Origin of the sequence: Methylorubrum pseudosasae (genome assembly GCF_029504475.1) — a bacterium.
Classification (GTDB): domain Bacteria; phylum Pseudomonadota; class Alphaproteobacteria; order Rhizobiales; family Beijerinckiaceae; genus Methylobacterium; species Methylobacterium extorquens.
Window position 1 is genome coordinate 173,722 of the sequence record NZ_JAQGDU010000002.1, and the last position, 17,584, is coordinate 191,305.

Consider the following 17,584-nt stretch of genomic DNA (forward strand, 5'->3'; position numbering starts at 1 on the left):
AACAATTAGTTGCACCAGGGCGGTGTTGCCAACTCAAGCTAGCGGCCGATTTGCGGCACATCCTCTTACGCGGGAATTGCATCGTTGGCCCAAGCATCTGACCCCGGTGGGGCCGGAAACGAAACGGACCCCCTCGTCGCCATCTTCAGGCTCTGCACTGAAGCCGCGCAAATCATTGATCCGGCCGAGACGCCTCACATCCACGAGGCGATGCAGGAGCTTTTGAAGGAGATCGGAATGGAGATGGGGCGGCGCTTGAACGCTCGCCTTCACTGATCGCAGCCCATCATCTACCGCCTACGTCGAGCCCGTTCTCAATCAGGCGCCTCCTCGCCCGGCTCAGCCGCAGCAGTGTTTTTAGTTTCAGGCACCCTTCGCCGCCGTGAGCATCCGCTTCCGCACCTCGGCCATGCGGTCGTATCGGTTCACCTCGCATGGCTTCGTGACCCGAGCTGAGGGGATCTCCGTCCTCTCGACGTTCGCCGGGGCCGTGAACTCGTAGCCCTACTGGATCAGGCGCCCTGATCCTGCTCCATGCGAGAGGCGCTGCGAACGAGGGCCAGAACCTCGCGGCGTAGCTGGTCATCCTCAATCGTGATGAAGGCGTTCAGCAGATCGATGGCGCCCGGGACACGCAGAAAGCCGAACGCTTCTGTCTTCTCCTGTGCGGCGGCGTTATCCCCTTCCTCAAAAAAGACGGAGACCGGCACCCCAAGTACCCGAGCGATGACACTCAGCCGGCCGGCGCCGACGCGGTTCGTGCCGTTCTCATATTTCTGGATCTGCTGGAACGTCACGCCGATGGCGACGCCGAGCGCAGTTTGCGAGAGGCCCCTGGACTTGCGCATGGTCTGGATGCGCAGGCCGACAATAACGTCCTCCTTGGTTACCCGCTTCGGCGATACACTTGGGTCGTCCATGGGTTCATGCTCTGCGTTGCGACGCGGCGGGGCAACTTGATTGCGACCCGATCGCCGTCAGCAACTCATACGAGAGCTTTTCCGTTGCGGCGTCTGATCGCGCCCCTCAGATGACCGCCGTGAGCATCTGCTTCCGAACTTCGGCCATGCGGTCGTCATCGCTAGCGCCTGTCGCCATGGCCTCACGTCCGACGGCCTCGTAGATCTCCCGTACGGTCTCCTCGTCCAGGCCGAGGCCCTGCGCGAACCGGAGCAAGCCGCGCAGCTCCGCGGCGGATTGATCGGTGGTCTCGCTCATCGGCCTACCGGACCGCGATCTCGCGCTCGCCAACGACAACCTTCGCCGGTTCGGTCGGGTGACGCTCTACGATGCGCTGGATCCCGAAGGGTCGCAGCTTATCCAAGACGCATTGCTTCCGGTCATCAGCGCGGACCAGCAGGTCGGCCAGATCCTTCCCGCCGCCGCTGATGGCTGCGGCGTTGCCGTTGTCGATCTCGATGATGGTGCGCATGGTCAGGCCGCCTGCAAACTCTCGGCGAAATCGTCCGGCACCTCGCCGAACTGCCCAAGGATCGTCGCGCTCTTGAGTTCGCCGGTCTCGTCGTCGGCCACGATCTGCAAGGCGGCCGTTCCCGGCATGCGCGCGGCCATCGCCTCGGCCCGCTTCAGCGCTGCGCTGCTCGTCGTCGAAACCCGCCGATCGCCACCCGCCTCACAACGGCAGTGAATCACCTCGTAAATGCCGCTGCAACAGCCGAGTTTTTCAACATCGGGTAATGGGCGGCAGCTCTTCTGCGGAAGTCGATAGGATCGGCTCCGCTGCCGGAAGAGGAGGCTGATTATGGAGTATTTCGCTGGCCTAGATGTCTCGATGGAGGAGACGCACGTCTGCGTGGTCGACCGCGACGGAGTAGTTACCCATCAGGCGAAGGTGGCCTCTACGCCTGCCGACATCGCGCAGGAACTCGCGAAGGCGCCTGCCTGCCGTCGGGTTGTGTTCGAGACAGGCCGGATGGCTCCAATGCTGTTCCACGGCTTGGCCGACCATGGTGTGCCGGTCGTCTGCGTCGAGAGCCGGCAGGCTTACCAAGCCTTGAAGTCGCTTACGACGCACAAGACCGACCGGAACGATGCGCGCGGTCTGGCTCATCTGGCACGAACAGGCTTCTTCAAGCCGGTGCACGTGAAGTCGCTGCCGGCACACGCCGTGAGGTCGTTGATCATCGCGCGCAAGAAGCTGGTCGGCCAGCGGGTCACGCTGGAGAACCAGATCCGCGGTCTTGCCGTCGTGTTCGGGGTGCGGCTACCGCGGGCGCTCAGCCCTGCGTTCATCGAGCAGGCTCTGCGTTCGAGCGAGGGGATCGCTGGACTGTCCGCCGCCATGCGCGGCCTGATCGGAGCACGAGCTGCCGTGCTGGCAGCTGTCGCCGCCATCGATGCAGATATCAAGCGGATGGTCCGAGCCTCAGATGCCTGCCGGCGGTTGATGACGATCCCGGGCGTCGGTCAACTCACCGCGCTCGCTTTCACGGCAGCCGTCGATGATCCTGAGCGCTTCAGGCGCTCCCGCGACGTCGGTCCGTATCTTGGCCTTGTTCCGCGACGCTACCAATCGGGCGAGGTCGACTACACCGGTAGCATCTCGAAGTGCGGCGACCGGCGGGTCAGAACGCTGCTGTACGAAGCCGCCAACGTGATGCTGACGCGCTGCAGGCAGCCCCTGAAGCTGAAGGCTTGGGCTCTGGCCATCGCGAAGCGCTCTACGATGCGCAAGGCCCGCATCGCTCTCGCGCGCCGGCTAGCGATCATCATGCACGCGATGCTGCGGCAGGGCACCGAGTTCCGACCTGCGTAGCGGCTGACATCACCGGACAGGAGGCCGAACCGAGCTCCCGAGCGGGAGCGACGCCCGAGGGAGGGAGCAGAAGATGGCGCCGATTCTGTAGCATGCGGCCTTGCGCCGACTGCGCTTTCAACCGAGCCGCTTTGCACCCAGCTGACCCCATCAAGTGCCGCACGAGCACGTAGAGAACGCAGGCACCCGAAAGCGTCGAACGCTCTGGATTGAGCTGCCGCCCATTGACTCATTAGAGAACAAAATCGGTCGAAAGAAGCCCATCACTCGAGCTGTGCGAACAGCCGAACCCTGTCGCCCACAGCCAGGGTGACCCCGAACTTGCGTCCGACGTTGTCAGTCGCCTGGACGAGATGATCCGGGCCGATGAGTTCGCCCGCCTTCCTCTTCCGGCCGCGGATCGCACTCGCCAGCATCAGCGCATCGGCGTTGGGCGGAGCGCTCACCGATAGGCTGTAGGTCGGATCGTTGGCGTGCTCGGCATGTCGCTCGGTCCAAAAGTCGGCGACCACCTCCGCAACCGTTGCGGGCGAGCCGGGCACGAGCCGCGCAGTTCCGTCGCGTCGCTTGCGCAACAGCGCTTCTACCGCCCGCCCCTGCCGGAACATGCCGGTCGTCTCACGCTCGCCCTGCTCTCTCTGACGAGCAGTCGTCAGGATCTCGGGGATCGCTTCCTTACCCAGCGCCTCCCAAAGCAGCTCGATGACCGGGCCGGTCGCCACGGAGGAGCACTGGCGCGGGTCCCCCACCGCCAGAATCCAGAACCTCCCGTTGGCGGTGCCTACCCGCTTCACGACATCGCCCGCACCTCCCCCTCCGAGGCCTTGCCCGGCCTCGAACACGAATGACCCCACCGCGGCTGAACCAGGCGAGGCTCGGGAGACACCTGCTTGAGAACGGGCCTGACGTAGGCGGCAGATGATGGGCTGCGATCAGTGAAGGCGAGCGTTCAAGCGCCGCCCCATCTCCATTCCGATCTCCTTCAAAAGCTCCTGCATCGCCTCGTGGATGTGAGGCGTCTCGGCCGGATCAATGATTTGCGCGGCTTCAGTGCAGAGCCTGAAGATGGCGACGAGGGGGTCCGTTTCGTTTCCGGCCCCACCGGGGTCAGATGCTTGGGCCAACGATGCAATTCCCGCGTAAGAGGATGTGCCGCAAATCGGCCGCTAGCTTGAGTTGGCAACACCGCCCTGGTGCAACTAATTGTTAGGATGGGTTGCCTCATCCCGGCGCAGCCCCTCCAAACGGAAGCGACCCCGTCCGCCACCAATCGCCGATGTAAGGCCGCGTGCGCTCGGTCTCTGGGTCAACGTCCGGCTGGGTCGCGCACGGAAAACTCCGCCGTGGCCGAACCGGGCGGAGCCATCCCTTTAGTGGCGATTCTCCTGCGCCAAATCAAAACCGCGTTAGAGCCCCTTTCTCCGATGGATTGTAGGTCCGTTGAGCCGCAAAAAGTGGCCATGAAACAACCTATGTCACTCGGCGATATCCTCGTACTCATCGGCGCTGGCACCGTTCTTGGAGGCTTGGCCCTTCACATTCTGCGTAGCGCCCCTGCATGGGTAGGCGCATGAAAAACCCCACCGCGGCGCGCCGAGGTGGGGCAAGTCCGGTATCGAAGCCCGCTGGAGGGCGGGCATGAGGTAGACGGGCGGCGGTCGGTAGATAGTCCGCCCCTCCAAACGGAAGCGCCCCCGCCCGCTGCCAATCCCATATAACTGGCCGGTCTGCGCAGTAGCGGAAAAACCCTACCGCGGCTGAGCCGGGCGGGGCTGAAAATGTTCGGTGGGATAGAGCTTAGTTGCCGGGGCCGCTCCCACTGCCGCCGCCGCCACTGCCCTGGGGCACGGCTCGTTCGGGTTGATTGGCGTTGCCGCCGGCCGCGGAGTTGTTGGTGATGGTGTCCGCGCCCGTGGCGCCCCGAGAAATCGTGACGCCTCGGTCGCGTCCGCCGGTTACGCTACCATCGTCCGTAACGATGGCTCCCGATCCGGATCGCGTCTGCGCGCCCGCGGAGATGGGGAGAGAGGCAAAGCCTGCGACCGCCAGCGCTAGTCCGCAGGCGGCGGTGAGAACGGTTTTCATATTTGATCCTAAAAGTTACGTGCGCAAACAACCCGCAGAGGTGATGTCGTATCCAGGCATGCGACGAAGGCGACAGCGGACGAAGTTGAAGCCAAATGCGCCGGCGTCGAGCTGACCGACAATTTCTTTCCCTTGGCCCTACACTCCGGGCGGCGATTCTCTCGATACATGCCCTCCGCTCCACCTCCTCCGCGGCTCTCGCACGAACGTCTTAATCGGACCGCTTCGAGGATGGCCTCGCCCGGGCTACCGTCCTATTATGTCCCGTTACCGCCGTCTCGTTGACCCCGCTGTTCTCACGCTGATCGTGTCGTTGGTCGTAGGAAGCCTCTGGCTGGGCACCCACCAACAGGATAGCCACTTTGGTGCCGGGTTCGTCCTCGGGCTGATTGCCGGCGGCTCACTGGCCTTCATGGTGCTCGGGTCGCGACGGGAGCGCAGTTAATGCCCCGCTGCTCGGTCTTCTTCTGCGCTGCTGTCGTCCTGCTTACCGTCTATCTCGTGTGGTCGCATTTTCACGACGGTGAACCGTCGGAATGGGGAGGGTCAATCACGGAGCAGCAGGCTCGGTGAACGGCACAGACCAGCGGTGGGCGGATCAGCTCAACACCTTAGGGGCCCGCGCTCCACGCACCTGCGCGTACCACTTCCTTCGGCGTCTCTCCGGTAAACGTTGTGACCGGCCCGATGGTGATCTCGGATCGCGCGCGATAGCTCGTTTAGGTCGGCGCACGAAAAACCCGGCTTCGGCTGAGCCGGGTGGGGCAAGTCAAGTATCGAGATGGAAGAGCCCGCTGGAGGGCGGGCATAAGGTAGACGGGTGACTGCGCCGCTCAGTCCTGCAGCCGTGCTCCGCGCTCCACGCGCGACCTCCTCAGGCGACTCGTGGGCCTGACCCACACACAACTTGATGTTTCTGCCCCGGCTTTGCGGCCTCGCGGCTGCCTTGTGGCTACGGTAGTCCAGCACGAAATTGCGCCGGTGCTCAGCGACTGTGTCGTCGACAGCGCCCGTACCGTGCACTGTGAGCGCGGCCTCGTTGGCGTAGAGAGATGGTCCGACCCAGCTCGATCAGGATCACGCCCTCGCTGGGGCCAGCCACGACCTGCCGCATCTGGGTCTGTCTCACGTGCCCTGCTAGGCCTCCGCCGTCTGAAACGACAACGCCGCCGCGTCGGCGAAAGCTCACGACGATGGTCCAGGTAGGGAAAATGCAGACTTCCCCCGCAAGCTGGAGCGCAGGGCGGTGCGCCATGTTCAGAACCCGTTGTTGGAGTGTCTGAAATCGGCTCGGCGATCAGGGCGTCATGTCGTTGAAGAAGCAGGAACCGCAGGCCTATTTAAGTGGTGTCGATGTGCCCCAGCAAGCCTCACGGGTCTAAGCCTTGTTGGCCGAAACAGCGCGGGAAGTCAGTCACTCGCGTCGTGAGTGTAGCGGAGGCGGGCGCGAGCCGAGCCTCATCCCGACCGCAGCTCTTTGATCTGCGAGTCGAAATAGTTTGAACTTTCGAGCCGGCTTATACCTATCACTATACAGTTTTGATGGCGACGTATCCTTTAGAAGGCGAGTATGCAAACACAGGTTAATTTATGAATATTGTTTCCAAAAAGGCATCTAATGTTGTAGAAATGCTCCTGTTCCTTTTTAGGGTGCTCCTGCCTCGACACTCCCATCGTGCAATTCAGCAAAATACAGGCACTAGCTATGGTCGCAGAACCGTTATGGAGCCGCCTTGCTTTGGCGGCATCCCCTTCGCTGCAAGGGTATGCTTTACCTCCTCATCGCCCGCTTCAAACGCATTCATTGTTCGCTCATGGAACAACCGAGGCGGCCAGACAAAGCCTGTGGTCTGTAGATAAGTTGAGCCGCTGCATCGTCGAGGCGAGCCCGGATTGCATTGAGGTGCTCGACCCGCAGGGTAACCTCCAGCTCGCCAATCCGACCGCTCTCCGCCAGCTGCGTAGCGGCAGCACTTCCGAGAACGAGGGTGAACCTTGGTTGCTCTCTTGGTCTGACGAGGCTCAAGAGACTGTCATGGCCGGGCTCCAGGCCGCACGGGAGACGGGTGCAACACGCTTCAGTCAGTGGCGTCCAGGTACCTCAGGGGAGATGCGCTGCTGGGACGTGGCGATCTCGCGCATGCTGGACGATGATGGCGAGTTGATCGGCTTGCTAGCCTCTTCGCGCGATATCACCGCTCTGGTTCAGGCGAAGACGGAGCACGAACTGTACAACAGGGAGCTGATCCATAGGCAGAAAAACCTCTTCGCTCTAGTCAACGGCCTCGTTACCCTCTCGGCGCGTAGCCAGCCGTTGGTGCAGCCGTACGCAAGCACCTTGCGCGATCGTTTCACCAGTCTGGCACGAGCGTTGGAATATCTGCATCCATCACGGCTGAGCAGTGTGGCGCCACCTCCCATCCAGACCTTGCAGGCTCTGCTACGCACACTGCTGGTGCCCTACGAGGGCAAAGAAAGCGCACAGCGGCGCTTCAAACTCTTTGACGGCGCGGATATTCGAATCCGCGACACGGCAGTGACAGGTCTCGCACTAGTCACCCACGAGCTGGCGACTAACGCAATCAAGTATGGTGCGCTGTCAAGTAAAAATGGCTCCGTGAGCTTAAGCTGCCGCCGCTACGACAAAAGTATTAGCTTGATTTGGTGCGAGAACGGTGGGCCCTTGATCAGGCAAACTCCAGAGCATGCTGGCTTTGGTTCAATCTTGGTGCAACGCAACGTCGAAGGCCAGCTCGGCGGCAGGATTACCTATCGCTGGATGCCGAAAGGGCTGCGCGTGCTCATTTCGATGCCAAGGGATGTGTTGATGCAGACTGAAGCAACCGCTGAAGGCTAATAACTATTTTTCGTCTATTTACGACAAATCTGATCCTGATAGTGCAGGTTAGGCTCTAGGCTTTAGGCGCTGACGCATCCAACGTGTTGCATCCTCCAAGGTGTTGAAGGGCGGCGGCCTTAGACCGTACAGGCGGCCGAGGCCAACTTCTAGGAACCAGCCGCCATTACTCTCATGCTCAGGGCTGTCAAGGTGGACCAAAACTCCAACGAGCATCCCGTTGGCTAGTACCAATCGCCCATCCCGGTCGGCGCTGCTGGTGTCGACAGCGATAGGTTGCAGAACGACCAACGTCTCGACGTTGCGCTGATCATCCAAGGCTAGCTGCTCCGAGCTTGGTTTAGCCACGTTAAGTTGCGGCGATCCCTCCAGCGCGTGTTCATAAGGTGAAGGTAGTTCGGATTGAAACCGCAATAGCTCTTCAGCTGCTCGACATCGTGGATGGTCAAGGTGCGATGCTTGAGTGTGATCAGACCTGCGCCCCTCAGCTCGCGGTAGGTCCGGTTCACATGTACGCTGGACAGGCCCATCGTGTCGGCGATGTCGGTCTGCGTAAAAGGAAACTCGTAGCTGATGTCCGTGGCGCAGCCCACGGCGCCCAAGCGCACCAGCAACTCGCACAGAAGATGAGCGATGCGCTCGTCGGCCTGCCGACCGCCTAGGTTGACCAGCCACTCGCGCAGCACCGCCTCGTCCACCAAGTTGCACCACCAGAGCGCGCGGGTGATGCGCGGGTGGTTCGCGGTGATGTCCTCAATGGCTTGGCGCGGGATGTCGACTACCTGACACGTCGAGATCGTTCCGATGGAATGGTCCATCTGATCGAGGATGAAGACGTTCAAGTCGCAGAAATCGCCCGGCACCAGGAAGGCCATGATCTGGCGCTGGCCATTGGGCAGCACCTTGTAGCGGCAGGCGAAGCCGTCGAGGATGAGGTGGACGTTTTCTGGAGGGTCCCCCTCGTGGATCAGATCGACGCGGGCCCCTACCTGACGGACCTTGGTAACCAGCCCGCTCAGCGCCCATCGATCCTGATCGGACAGCTCCTCGTAGCCCTCGAGCTTGCGGATCAATGCTTGCTTCATCGAAGGTACCGTATCCGACAGATACCAATTCGTATGTTAGGAATGCGACACTCACCCCGTCAAATGATGAGTTCTTGCGATGTTTCTCGCTTGCGCGTAGGAGAAGGCATCGCTTGCTGACGCATCTGGGCGCAGGCGACCGAGGGTTCGAGAACTCCCGCCCTGCATTGGACGGGATCATGTCTCCGCCTTTTACCTCAACCTACGCGAATCGCCTGCTGCAAGCATTTGCACTCGCCGGCTTAGCTTCGCTTGAGCCGCACCTCAAGCTCGTGACGCTCGCCTTGGGTGAGGTGTTGATCAGGGCTGACACGCCCATCGCCTACGTGCACTTCGTCGAACGCGGGATCGTCTCGCTTGTTGCGGTAGCCCGTGACGGTGAGCAGATCGAAACGGGTCTCGTCGGTTGCGAAGGAATGGTTGGCATTCCGGTTCTGCTGGGTGCGGAGAGCACCCCGAACGAAGCTCGGGTGCAGGCGGCTGGGCTGGCTTACGCGATGCATGTCGAGGCCTTTCGCGATGTGCTGCGGTGCAGCCCGGTGCTGCACGAACACCTCCTGCGCTACGCTCAGGTCCTCAACACGCAGGTGGCCTGTACCGCGCTCGCGAACGGCCGATACAAGGTCGGGCAACGCCTCGCACGCTGGCTCCTGATGTGCCACGATCGAACCGAGGGCGACACACTGCCGACGACCCACCGCTTTCTCTCGCTGATGCTGGGGGTGAACCGACCCGGCCTCACGACGGCAGTGGCGGCTCTTGAGCGTGCAGGCATCATTGCGACCAGGCGTGGCACCATCACCATCTGCGACCGTGACGCGCTCTTGGTGGAGGCTGGCGCAGCCTACGGCGTGCCGGAAGCCGAATATGAGCGGCTGATCGAAGGAACGGTCAAGCCCGCACTGATCCGCCCCCACTGAAGTGGTCCGCCCTGAGGTATGGCTTTTGAGCCAGATGAGGACGGACAGATGGGAACGAAGCGGCACAAGCCGGAAGACGTGGTCGCCAAGCTGCGGCAGGTGGATGTTCTGGTCTCGCAGGGCCAGAGCGTGGCGGAGGCGATCCGGGCCATCGGCGTGACGGAAGTGACCTACTACCGCTGGCGCAAGGAGTACGGCGGCCTGAAGAGCGATCAGGTTCGACGGATGAAGGACCTGGAGGTTGAGAACCAGCGGCTGCGCAAGGCGATTGCGGATCTCACCCTCGACAAGCTGATCCTGCAGGAGGCCGCTCGGGGAAACTGACCAGCCCCGCGCGCCGACGCGCCTGCATCGCGCATGTCATGAACGTCCTAGACGTCTCCGAGCGCCGCGCCTGTCGGGCGCTCGGGCAGCATCGCTCGACGCAGCGCAAGGTGCCGCGGGGAAGAGAGGATGAGGCCGCGCTGACAGCCGACCTCGTGGAACTGGCTCGCCAGTACGGGCGCTACGGCTACCGGAAGATCGGTGCATTGCTGAAGGCGGCGGGCTGGTTCGTCAACGACAAGCGGGTCGAACGGATCTGGCGGCGCGAGGGGCTGAAGGTCCCGTCTCGGCAGCCCAAGCGCGGCCGCATCTGGGACGGGGATGGTTCCTGCCTGCGATTGCGGGCGGAGCGTCGCGATCACGTCTGGTCCTACGACTTTGTCGAAGCCCGCACGCACGAGGGCCGCAAGTTCCGGATGCTGAACGTGGTCGATGAGTTCACGCGGGAGTGCCTGGCGATCCGCGTCGCACGCAAGCTGAAGGCGGCGGACGTGATCGACGTGCTGTCCGACCTGTTCATCCTGCGCGGCGTGCCCAGCCATATCCGCTCGGACAACGGTCCGGAGTTCATCGCCAAGTCCGTGCAGGCCTGGATCACCGGTGTCGGCGCCAGAACAGCCTACATCGCACCCGGCTCGCCATGGGAGAACGGTTACGTCGAGAGCTTCAACGCACGACTACGGGACGAGCTTTTGAACGGTGAGATCTTCTACACGCTCAAGGAGGCGCAGATCGTGATCGAGAGTTGGCGTCTACACTACAACAGCGTGCGCCCGCACGCCTCGCTCGGCTACCGACCACCGGCCCCGGAGGTGTTCGTGCCGGCCTTCACCGCTTGGCCGGCTGCGCTCACTCGGTCGGCTCCGCCGGCCAAGCGACCCGTGGAGCAAAGGCCGACCCTGCACTAACTTAGAACTTGGACCACCGCGTGGGGGCCGATCAGTCGGACATTCGGCGAGGTCAGAAGACGAGCGCGGAGCAGGTGGCGCTGAAGCTGCGCCAGATCGAGGTGCAATCAGTCCAGGGCAAGAGCTTGGCGCTGGCGTGCAAGGAAGCGCAGATCTCCGAGCAGAGCTATGACCGCGGGCGCAAGGAGTACGGCGGCCTTCAGGTCGACCAAGCCAGGAAGATGAAGGATCTTGAGCGCAAGAACGCTCGGTTGCGCCGCCTGGTGGCCGATCTGTCCTTGGAGAAGCAGGTGCTGGCGGACGTCGCCTCGGGAAACTTGTTCTCTATTCGGGGCTCATCGGTCAACGCCCTTTCGTGCGCATCCTGGTTCGACGGGTGATCGGTCCTGTGGAGCTCTTGCTTCTCTCCGAGGTCGGCCAGTGCCGCCTCATGATGGGATCAGAGGGAGTGGGCGGAGCCATCTAAGCCGCGCGCTCGGCAGGACGACGCTCGAGTTTCCTCGGTCTCACCCGCTCCCGTCGTCCCCACAGGGACCTCCTCCACGCCGGAGGAGCTCGGTGTTGCGTGATGCTGGTCCGTAAGCCTTAGGCTGCCGTCGCGGCTCCCGTCGACCAGCGGAAGTCCTTCTCGTCGCGCCACATGCGATGCAGCACGATCGCCAGCTTGCGGGCGACGGCCACAAGCGCCTTCTGCATGCCTCGACGCTTGGCCACAGCCAGCCCCCAGACCTTCAGCGAGGACCATCGAACCCGTGGGCCCGTCAGCAGCACGAGCGCAGCCTCATACAGCGCAGCGCGCATCATCGTGTCGCCGCACTTCGAGACCCGACCGACCCGCATTGTCTCGCCGGACTGGTAGAGCCGCGGCGTCAGACCATAATGCGCCCCGACGCACTGCGATCGTCCGAATCGAGCAGGGTTGTCGACGCAGGTCCGGTAGGTCAGCGCCACGACCGGCCCAACGCCGGGCGCGGTCATCAATCGCCGGCAGACCGGGTCGGTGCGGACCTGGTCCAGCAGCATCTTGTGCAGCTTGGCCAGTTGGGTCCGCAGCGCGGAGCGTGCCTCCAGCAGCGGCAGGACCACAGCCGCGACGAAGGGCAGATCGAGCACGAGGTCGCGCACGCGCTGCTCGAACCCGGCAGCCCCCACGACACCGACCTTGAGGCCGAAGTTGCGCAACTGGCCGCGCAGGTCGCTCTCGATGTCGTAAGCCTTGCGCTGAAGCAGCTTGCGGGAGGTCAGGAGCAGGCGGCGTTGCTGGCTGGCCGGCGTTTTGACGTGAACCGGTTTGAACAGCCTGACCCGCATCATCTGGGCTATGCCCATCGCGTCGTTGCGGTCGGTCTTGTTGATGCGTGCCGAGAGGGCAGCATGCATGTGGCGGGTCTCGACACAGATGGCCGGCAGTCCGGCCTCCACCAAGCCGGCGTAGAGCCATGGCGAGAGCGGCCCCGCCTCCAAGCTGACACGCGCATAGCTGTGGCCCAGGTCGATCAAGTGCCGGCCGATCGCCTCGGGATGGCTCTCGACGGTGGCGCGGTGCACGACCTTACCATGGGGATCGACGATGCAGATCGCAGTCTCCTTCACGGAGACATCGAGGCCGACGTGGTGCTGCTCGCTCATGGTGGGGCTCCGGGATTGGATCGAAGCGCCATCATGCCGCCGCTTCCGCCGCGCGAGGCACCCCGAATACCCCATCTAGCCCCCGAGCGACGTAGGCAGGCGGTCGACGGTATCCGAGCCAAGTACGGCCTCTCGGAACGTCACGCCTGCCGGATCGTCGGCCATGGGCTTCGTTTGCGGGGGCGTACGCCAATTATCTATTACGAGCGGATAGACGGTGCGGTTCGGGAAAACGTCACGGCTCAATGCCGCACCTTCCGATAGGTCACATCGAACCCTCAGGATCGGTTCGCAGAGACGGGCCATCGCCGTTCCCGCCTAGCCAACCACCCGCCTCCGACGCCGGAGCTTCGAGGCCCCAACCACTCGAAGGGTGTTGAACGCCTCATGACGCGAACGCACGGCGCAGGGCGTCCACATCGTAAGGCTTTTTTACCACCGGGACCGTGCTGAGGTCCGTGGGTATCCTGAAGCTCTCGCCGTAGCCGGTAGCGAAGGCGTAAGGGATACCGAGTTCGGCCAGGCGACGGGCGACGGGGATGCTCGTCTCGGAACCGAGGTTCACGTCGAGCAGCGCCCGGTCCGGTGGTGACGCCTCGATCAGGCGCAGCGCGTCCCGTGTCGAGGCCGCCATGTCGACGGCATCGGCGCCCAACGCGGTGAGCAACTCCTCGGCTTCCAGCGCAATGATCATGTTGTCCTCGACCAGCAGCACCGTTCCGGTGAGGCGCAGCGGTACTGCCGCCGCCTCGCGGAGGCCGGGCGCCGAGGTTGCCGGCGGGGCAGCCTGGACGAAGGCGGGCGGCAAGGTGAACCGCGCCTCCACCCCGGTGAGCTCGTAGCGGACCTCGGCCTCACCCTGGAGCTCGTAAGGGATGGAGCGTTCGATGATGGTGGTGCCGAACCCTCGGCGCGTCGGTGCCCGGACGGCCGGGCCGCCGCTCTCACTCCAGTGCAGCACGAGGTAATCGAGGGCGTCACGCTCCCAGCGGATTTCGACCCGCCCTCGGGTGTCGCACAGCGCACCATACTTGGCCGAATTCGTCATCATCTCGTGGATGACCAACGCCACCGTCGAGAACGCCTGCGGCTCCAGGAGCACGTCGATGCCATCCAGGACGAGGCGGTCAGCCTTCGCGCCAAGGTAGGCACCCGCCTCCAGCAGGATGAGGTTGCGCAGGGATCCCGGGACCCCAGTTCGAGGTGGTGATCTGATCGTGCGCTCGGGCCAGGGCCTGGATGCGGCTGCCGACGAGCGCGGCGAACTCCTTGCCGCTGAGTTCCTCGGAGCGGCTCTGGGTGACCACGCCGCGAATCAGGTTTAGGATGTTGCGGACCCGGTGGTTGAGCTCGGCGATGAGGAGCTCCTGGCGCTCCTGGGCGCCCTTGCGTTCCTTCACGGCTGAATCGGTCAGTCGAAGGATCACCTCCAGCAGGGTCACGCGCAGCGCCTCCGCGGCCCGCAACTCGACCTCGGACCACGGCAGCGAGCGTCCGTGCACGACCTCTTGCCACGCCTCGAAGCTTTTACGCGGGGTGAGCCTGACGCCATTCGGACCTGGGGTGGCCGGCTTCTTCGGGTTGCCCGCCCAGGTCACCGTGCGCGAGACCTCGGAGCGGAAAAACACCAGGAAGTCGCGTGGTGTGCGCGAGACCGGGATGGCGAGCATTCCAGCGGCCCGTTCGGTGAAAGTCGCGCCCCGGTTCGTGCACGCGCCCGATCTCGTCGCTGGCGTAGGGCCGGCTCGCGGCGGTTCGGTTGAGGAAGCGCACGAGGCCAGTGAACTCCTCCGCCGTCGGCGTTGCGCCCTGGAGCGTGACCTCGCCGTTCACCCAAAGCCCGATCCCGTCGCACGCGACGATGCCGGAAAGCTCGTCGAGGAAGCCGGAGAGGTCCTCGAGGCTGGTGCCGCCCGAGGCGAGCGCGCTCATCAATCGGGTGTGGATCTCGCGCGACCGACTCTCCTGCGCGACCTCGGCCTCACGTTCGCGGCTCTCTAGGATGTACGAGAACATCTGCCCGAACAGCTCGGAGCCGGTTCGGCGTTCGAGTGAGATGTGCCGGGCCTCCATGTGGTGGCAGGCGAACAGCCCCCAGAGGCGCCCGTTGCGCAGGATGGAGACGGAGAGCGAGGCCGCCACGCCCATATTGCGAAGGTACTCGATGTGGATCGGCGATACCGTGCGCAGGGTCGAAAGCGAGAGGTCGAGCGGTTCGCCCTCGGGATCGCGCGGCGGCAGCACGGCTGCGCCCGGGGCATCGACGTCGGCGATGATGCGCAGCCAGTTGCGCTCGTACAGGGCACGGGCCTGCTTCGGGATGTCTGAGGCCGGGTAGTGCAGGCCGAGGTAGCGGTCGAGGCCGGAGCGCACCGCCTCGGCGATGACCTCACCCGAGCCGTCGGGGGCGAAGCGGTAGACCATCACGCGGTCGAAGCCGGTCAGCGCCCGCATCTGGCGCACGGCTTCGCGGCAGAGCAGCTCGAAGCCCGCAGTCTGCTGGAGGCGCGAGACCATGCTGCGCACGAGGTTGCCGGCGCTGAGGTGCTCGGGAACGCTCGGCTCGGCCTCAATAACTATGGCACCGACTGACAGGTGGAGGGCAACGTCGAAAGGGCCTTGATCCTGCAACAGGCGAACCCCAAAGACCCGGTCGACGGCGTCCGGTCCGCGCAGGGTCTGGAGATGGCCGCGCAGGACGTGGATCGCCTCGCCATCCAGGATGTCGCTTAGAGGCAGCCCGAGAATCGCATCGACCGGACGTCCGAGCCAGTCCGACGCGTTCGCGCTGGCCCGGGCGACGATCCAGTCGGGCGAGACGGCGAGGAGGAAGCCGAAGGGCTGGACCGCCCCGAGGATGTGGATGGGCTCGCGGTCGCACGAGGACAGGTCGATGGATGTCGGTAGTTGGCCGGAGTTCTGACGGATCATGTAACGGGCAGCTTTGGTCGCGTGAACCGACGCTCGGTTCGGCATGCGTTCCCCCATTCAACGCTTTCAAGGCAAACCAGTGGCGGTCGACGTCTGAACTTCCCCGCCCGGAGATCGCAGCGGGGCGCCGCGATCTCGGACTCTGTCCAGCGGCTGCATGAGCTTGATGGTGGCTCCTGCCGGCCCGAACTTTTTCGGTAGAGGGGAGATCTCTGCGCGGTCGAGGCGAGCGTGGCTCTTTGATCGACGTCAAACGTCGATGCGATCAGGGGTCGAACGGCTGCACGCCCCCGGATCGGCCTGAGACGCGCTCGAATCGATGACGGTTTCGACTCCTGGCCAGGGTCATGCTGCTTCGATGTCGGTCCGCGGGAAGTGGTCCCCCTTGTAAAGCAGCGGAAGCCGGTGGTAGCGGGCACAGGCATAGGCAAGGCAGTCGCCGACGTTGAGGCCGACCGGTTGCGCCGGTTGCTCGGCTTGCCGCTGCTCGCCTACTTCATCACCGAACCGTTAGGCGTGCCGGTCTCCGTCGTGACCTGTGCCGGCGCGGCGGTGCTGGTGCTGCTCGCGGGCCGGAGCCGGGTCATTCCAATCTGCAAAGTGCTGATCGGTGCCCCCTGGCAGATCGTGCTGTTCAGCCTCGGCATGTACTTGGTGGTCTACGGCTACCGGCGGCTGCACATCCTGTTGCGGCGGGAGGGTTGGAAGGTGAATTTCAAGCGCGCCTACCGGATCTACCGGGACGAGGGCCTGTCGATCCGCCCCAAGCTGCCCAGGCGCAAGCGTGCCTGGCGCTACCGGCAGGGACGGCCGGCCATCGGTGAGCCGAATGAGGTTTGGGCGATGGACTTCATGCCCGACCGTCTGTTCGACGGACGCCCGTTCCGGATTCTGACGGTGGTGGGCTGCCATACGCCAGAGGCGCTCTCGCTCACACAGAGAGCCAACTTCCGCGCGTACCAAGTGACTGAGGCCCTGGACGCCTTGGGCCGGCTGCGGGGGCGGCCCAAGAGTCAGCGGGTCGATAACGGGCCGGAGCTCGCTGGGCGCATGCTCGACCAATGGGCCTAACTGAATGGGGTCGAGATCGACTTCTCTCGACCGGGTAAGCCGACCGACAACGCCTATATCGAGTCGTTCAACGGCCGCCTGCAGGCCGAGTGCCTGAACGCCTCGTGGTTCCTGTCGCTAGCGGATGCCCGTGAGCGCATTGAGGAATGGAGGTGCCACTACAACGAAGATCGACCCCACACGGCCCTGGGTGGCTTGACGCCCCGAGCCTTCGCCAACCAAGCTGTCACGGCCCGAAAACTTGCATAGGCCGTGGACCACAAACTGGGTCAACTCCATACCGACGATGCATTAACTTCGAACCTGGGCCACCGGATGGGGCAGGCCATGTCAATCTGCGCTCGACTCTCCACGCGCTTCGATCGCCGGATCACCTCGGCTGTGTGGAATGAGCGTCTCTCAATTCAGGCTTCGTGACGGCGTCGCAGCACCCGCACTTGATTTCTTTGATCTAGGCTCATGAAGTCCGCCACTTACGTGTCGGGGTAGCAGACCTAGACCGTGATGCCGTCGGCGCGGAGTTGTGCCGTCATTTGATCAACCGTGCGTCTCAAATCGTAGCCCAAGCGTCTCAGGCTGGCGAGCTGAAGCCTACACAGTGCAAAAAAATTCCAGCGCCGGCTGACCGGGCCGGGCAAGTCAAGTATTGTGATTGGAAGAGTCTGCGGGAGGGCGGGTATGATGTAGACGGGCGGCGGTCGGTAGATGGTCCGCTCAATTAACTCAGCGCCGCCTCTCCAATAATAGCTCTACTCGGAGATCTCCGCCTCCTTGCAGACCAAAGCCAAACTCTTGCTCTGCGCTGTCTGCACTTCGATCTGCCACAGCTTTAGCACAACCTGCTCCGCGCTCGTCTTCTGACCTCGCTTCATCCCCAACTCCTCCGGTCCTGGCTGATCCTCTCGATCAGCCCGGTCCAAAGCAAGCCGATCAGGTCAACGTACCCCGCTAGAATGCGGCTGCACGCCGCCTGCATGGGCAGGTCGGAAAAGTATCCT

At 63.6% G+C, this 17,584-nt stretch carries 12 protein-coding genes and 4 pseudogenes; 6 read left to right on the forward strand and 10 right to left on the reverse strand.

The window, feature by feature from the left end; translation table 11 throughout:
* Positions 1-512 precede the first annotated feature (512 nt).
* The 4 genes from M2437_RS01710 to M2437_RS01725 all read right to left on the reverse strand — a co-directional run bounded on the left by M2437_RS01710 (position 513) and on the right by M2437_RS01725 (position 1,662).
* Positions 513-920 (reverse strand): helix-turn-helix domain-containing protein, encoded by a 408-nt coding sequence (locus tag M2437_RS01710; RefSeq protein WP_082289889.1) that lies wholly within the window; start codon positions 918-920, stop codon positions 513-515.
* A gap of 106 nt (positions 921-1,026) precedes the next feature.
* Positions 1,027-1,218 carry a hypothetical protein gene (locus M2437_RS01715; protein ID WP_082289888.1) on the reverse strand — a complete coding sequence of 64 codons (192 nt, stop codon included), beginning with the start codon at positions 1,216-1,218 and terminating at the stop codon, positions 1,027-1,029.
* A 4-nt stretch (positions 1,219-1,222) separates the two neighbouring features.
* Positions 1,223-1,432 (reverse strand): hypothetical protein, encoded by a 210-nt coding sequence (locus M2437_RS01720; RefSeq protein WP_209688673.1) that lies wholly within the window; start codon positions 1,430-1,432, stop codon positions 1,223-1,225.
* 2 nt (positions 1,433-1,434) lie between these two features.
* Positions 1,435-1,662, reverse strand: a complete 228-nt coding sequence (locus tag M2437_RS01725; protein WP_209688732.1) for a hypothetical protein — start codon at positions 1,660-1,662, stop codon at positions 1,435-1,437.
* 100 nt (positions 1,663-1,762) lie between these two features.
* Here M2437_RS01725 and M2437_RS01730 point away from each other — a divergent pair, with 100 nt between their 5' ends.
* Positions 1,763-2,776 (forward strand): IS110-like element ISMdi14B family transposase, encoded by a 1,014-nt coding sequence (locus M2437_RS01730; RefSeq protein ID WP_101475451.1) that lies wholly within the window; start codon positions 1,763-1,765, stop codon positions 2,774-2,776.
* A gap of 263 nt (positions 2,777-3,039) precedes the next feature.
* Here M2437_RS01730 and M2437_RS01735 read toward each other — a convergent pair whose 3' ends face one another.
* Both M2437_RS01735 and M2437_RS01740 read right to left on the reverse strand, forming a co-directional pair.
* On the reverse strand, positions 3,040-3,618 hold the full coding sequence (locus M2437_RS01735) for an AAA family ATPase (protein WP_253389213.1): 579 nt from the start codon (positions 3,616-3,618) through the stop codon (positions 3,040-3,042).
* A 955-nt stretch (positions 3,619-4,573) separates the two neighbouring features.
* Positions 4,574-4,861, reverse strand: coding sequence for a hypothetical protein (locus M2437_RS01740; RefSeq protein ID WP_253389214.1), 288 nt, complete (start codon positions 4,859-4,861; stop codon positions 4,574-4,576).
* Between the two features lie 1,675 nt (positions 4,862-6,536).
* Here M2437_RS01740 and M2437_RS01745 point away from each other — a divergent pair.
* Complete coding sequence (locus M2437_RS01745) at positions 6,537-7,718, forward strand: PAS domain-containing protein (RefSeq protein WP_253389215.1); 1,182 nt, start codon at positions 6,537-6,539, stop codon at positions 7,716-7,718.
* 320 nt (positions 7,719-8,038) lie between these two features.
* Here the strand turns inward: M2437_RS01745 and M2437_RS01750 are convergent, their stop codons facing one another.
* Positions 8,039-8,803 (reverse strand): Crp/Fnr family transcriptional regulator, encoded by a 765-nt coding sequence (locus tag M2437_RS01750; protein WP_209688676.1) that lies wholly within the window; start codon positions 8,801-8,803, stop codon positions 8,039-8,041.
* 113 nt (positions 8,804-8,916) lie between these two features.
* Here M2437_RS01750 and M2437_RS01755 point away from each other — a divergent pair, with 113 nt between their 5' ends.
* From M2437_RS01755 to M2437_RS01765, 3 genes and pseudogenes are all read left to right on the forward strand, one after another.
* Positions 8,917-9,723: a Crp/Fnr family transcriptional regulator gene (locus M2437_RS01755; RefSeq protein WP_253389216.1), complete on the forward strand. Its 807-nt coding sequence runs from the start codon at positions 8,917-8,919 to the stop codon at positions 9,721-9,723.
* A gap of 48 nt (positions 9,724-9,771) precedes the next feature.
* A protein-coding gene (locus M2437_RS01760; RefSeq protein WP_209688052.1) for an IS3-like element ISMex5 family transposase occupies positions 9,772-10,955 on the forward strand; the annotation gives its coding sequence in 2 pieces (ribosomal slippage) (positions 9,772-10,036 and positions 10,036-10,955; 1,185 coding nt in all).
* A gap of 41 nt (positions 10,956-10,996) precedes the next feature.
* Positions 10,997-11,275, forward strand: a pseudogene (locus tag M2437_RS01765) (transposase); the annotation flags it as partial.
* A gap of 265 nt (positions 11,276-11,540) precedes the next feature.
* Here M2437_RS01765 and M2437_RS01770 read toward each other — a convergent pair.
* Together M2437_RS01770 and M2437_RS01775 are read right to left on the reverse strand one after the other, a co-directional pair.
* Positions 11,541-12,584 (reverse strand): IS110 family RNA-guided transposase, encoded by a 1,044-nt coding sequence (locus tag M2437_RS01770; protein WP_209688679.1) that lies wholly within the window; start codon positions 12,582-12,584, stop codon positions 11,541-11,543.
* 385 nt (positions 12,585-12,969) lie between these two features.
* Positions 12,970-15,515 (reverse strand): annotated as a pseudogene (locus M2437_RS01775) (HWE histidine kinase domain-containing protein).
* 468 nt (positions 15,516-15,983) lie between these two features.
* Between M2437_RS01775 and M2437_RS01780 the strand changes: the two are divergent.
* Positions 15,984-16,835 (forward strand): annotated as a pseudogene (locus tag M2437_RS01780) (IS3 family transposase); the annotation flags it as partial.
* A gap of 503 nt (positions 16,836-17,338) precedes the next feature.
* Here M2437_RS01780 and M2437_RS01785 read toward each other — a convergent pair.
* Positions 17,339-17,458, reverse strand: a pseudogene (locus M2437_RS01785) (IS3 family transposase); the annotation flags it as partial.
* Positions 17,459-17,584 lie beyond the last annotated feature (126 nt).